Annotated in this window: 4 protein-coding genes; 2 read left to right on the top strand and 2 right to left on the bottom strand. The window is 53.1% G+C overall.

Annotated elements, in window-relative coordinates:
• Positions 1 to 139 precede the first annotated feature (139 nt).
• Complete coding sequence (locus AC5RE1_RS01650; protein WP_006680356.1) at positions 140 to 592, bottom strand: hypothetical protein; 453 nt, start codon at positions 590 to 592, stop codon at positions 140 to 142.
• Complete coding sequence (locus tag AC5RE1_RS01655) at positions 585 to 1274, bottom strand: ClbS/DfsB family four-helix bundle protein (RefSeq protein ID WP_083856912.1); 690 nt, start codon at positions 1272 to 1274, stop codon at positions 585 to 587. Before AC5RE1_RS01655 ends, AC5RE1_RS01650 begins: the two co-directional genes overlap by 8 nt.
• Before the next feature lie 50 nt (positions 1275 to 1324).
• On the opposite strand from AC5RE1_RS01655, the gene AC5RE1_RS01660 reads away from it, so the two are divergent.
• Together AC5RE1_RS01660 and AC5RE1_RS01665 are read left to right on the top strand one after the other, a co-directional pair.
• On the top strand, positions 1325 to 1897 hold the full coding sequence (locus AC5RE1_RS01660) for a P27 family phage terminase small subunit (RefSeq protein WP_040318329.1): 573 nt from the start codon (positions 1325 to 1327) through the stop codon (positions 1895 to 1897).
• 81 nt (positions 1898 to 1978) lie between these two features.
• On the top strand, positions 1979 to 2400 hold a 422-nt coding region (locus AC5RE1_RS01665; protein WP_493938236.1), incomplete at its 3' end, for an S-adenosylmethionine synthetase N-terminal domain-containing protein.

The following is a 2400-nucleotide window of genomic DNA, read 5'->3' on the forward strand; positions in this document are numbered from 1 at the left end:
CACCAGCGTTAATGCCTCAAATACATCAGGAGCGTTGGCAGCATTCACTTCAGTCATGTCAGGAGTCCCAGGTAGGGTTCTAAGGCGAAAGCTAGCTGGTTCAATTTCCTCAGAGGTAAATAATAAAGCCTGCGAGAAACTAGCGAACTTCATTTTCTGACGGATTATTAGGTTCAGAAACATGGCAGGCTACCCGTTTTCGTATCACTAAACGAATCAGGTAGCCTGCCATGAAAATGACAGCTGGGATTCCGTAAAGTCCGCACCATTTAACATCCGAAGGAGAATCTGAAGCTACTTGATACCAAATGTGATTTCCGGTTGCAAACACGCTTCCTCCAGTTGAAATCCAAAATGCCATACTGTCAGCAACCAAGCCAAAGCAGTAAAGCAAGAGTGGCAAAACAAAAAAGTTTAGCTGCCAGTCTGCTACCTGGATTTTCCGGGTGATTAATAATGCGACTACAGGTATGAGAATCGGTTCAATGACTGCCGCAGGGTACAGCACCCACACCAGGTCGCTGAGAAAAACAGTCTGGAATACCAGAACACATACGGCATAGACCAGAGCGATTTTGACGATATCACGCATCAGTGCCCTTTCCCTCACCATACCTAGTCAGAGATAAGCCAACTTCACTATTGACTGAAAGCTCATCGATGTTGGAACTGTCTCCATGCCTGTCTAAACTGCCACGTAATAGGAAACCGCTGGGCGCTATCCTGAGGCAGGAATTTGTTTTGTTGGCTTTATTGTGGACGCGGAGCTTCTTAATCGCCCAGTCGTAGTGGCTAGGCGCCGCCGACACAAAATAGGAGCCCAGCGATGTGCCGCCTGTCCAGGGGAAATACTTCTTGGTGAATAGCTCCTCGTTGGTGAACTTGCCGATGAGCTCGATGATCTGCGAATGGCTCGAGGCCAGAATCTCCTGTATGTCGCCCAGTGGCGTGTCTTGGTATTGCTCCCAGATTTCCGTATTCAGTGCTGGCGTGGTTCGCCACGTGTGAGGTGCGGGCAGGAATGACTGGGCGGTCCCGTTTTGATTAGCGTCAACAAAGTCGAACAGCATCTTTTGCCACGCGTATAGGTGGGCAAGGACATCGCGTAGGTTCTTGTCTCTGCCCCAGTGGGGTTCAGGACGGTCGAAGTCAGCACCGAAAAACAGGCTGACCTTTTCTATCTCTGGTCGCATGGAGTCAATCAATGCTTGCAGCACATCCCATTGGGAAGTGGTTGCTTCTAACAGTTCCGTTTTCGTTTTCGCTCGACCCATACCTAATTGCAACACAAGACGGCACGAAATTAGTAGAGGAGGCTTACGCCGTGGCGAAAGACGGAACGAACCGTGGTGGCCGCCGCGTCCGTGCGGGAGCGAAGCCTGATCCGCTGAATGAGAAGCTCGCAGCTGGCCGCCCAGCCACTCGGCTTGAGGATCCGCTGGGTGAGCCGTTCGACTTTGAAGGCTCTGATATTGGTGATGGTGCGGTGCTTGCTGGTGAGACCATGCCTGAACCATCGGATTATCTCTCCGACATTCAGCGCGATGGCAAACCACTCGGCGCTGACCTCGTCTACCGAGAAACATGGCAATGGCTCGACCAACGCGGCTGTTCCCAGTTTGTTGCACCGCGCTTGATTGAATCCTATGCGCAGTCTTTCGCGCGGTATGTGCAGTGCGAGCAGGCGATCTCCAAGTTCGGCCTGCTTGGCAAGCATCCGACCACGGGTGCCGCGATCGCTAGCCCATTTGTGGCGATGAGCCAGTCGTTTGGGAAGCAAGCGAATGTGTATTGGTATGAGATTTACGAGATCGTGCGCGCCACCTGCACCACCGACTACTCGGGCGCAGCTCCTGGTGATGACGTGATGGAGCAACTGCTCAAAGCCCGCTCCTAAAACAACCCTTTTTCGTGCCTGCCTGTGTTTGACGGGTGGGCGTTTTGTTTCGCCCCTTTTGATCTGAAAGTGAGTGTGTGTATGTCTGTTACGAAGACTGCTGAGGCCGTGTGTGTCGGCCATCCCGATAAGCTCTGCGATCTGATCGCTGACACGATCCTTGACGATATCCTCTATGAGGATCCTGTTGCCCGCGTTGCAGTAGAAGTGATGGCATCTGGGCGACGGATTATCGTCACAGGTGAAATCACCACTACCTGCCGGCCGCGTATTCGTGAATCGGTGCGTTACGCGCTGGTAAAGGCGGGTTATGTGCCGTGGAAGTTCCTCGTCTTCGTCTGGACACACCGCCAATCCCCAGACATCAACGCAGGAGTCACCCGATCGCTCGAAGCACGGTTCGGTGACGACACCGAATTCGCCCTCCAAGGAGCAGGTGACCAAGGCACCGTCTTCGGTTACGCCACGGTCGAGACCCCGGAGCGTTTGCCATTGCCGCTTGT

Source organism: Actinotignum sp. usb-actsch-rep-73, from assembly GCF_059082735.1.

Coding starts and splice junctions, on each gene's coding strand:
- AC5RE1_RS01650 (WP_006680356.1), bottom strand. CDS start 592: ATGCGTGATATCGTCAAAATCGCTCTGGTCTATGCCGTATGTGTTCTG.
- AC5RE1_RS01655 (WP_083856912.1), bottom strand. CDS start 1,274: ATGGGTCGAGCGAAAACGAAAACGGAACTGTTAGAAGCAACCACTTCC.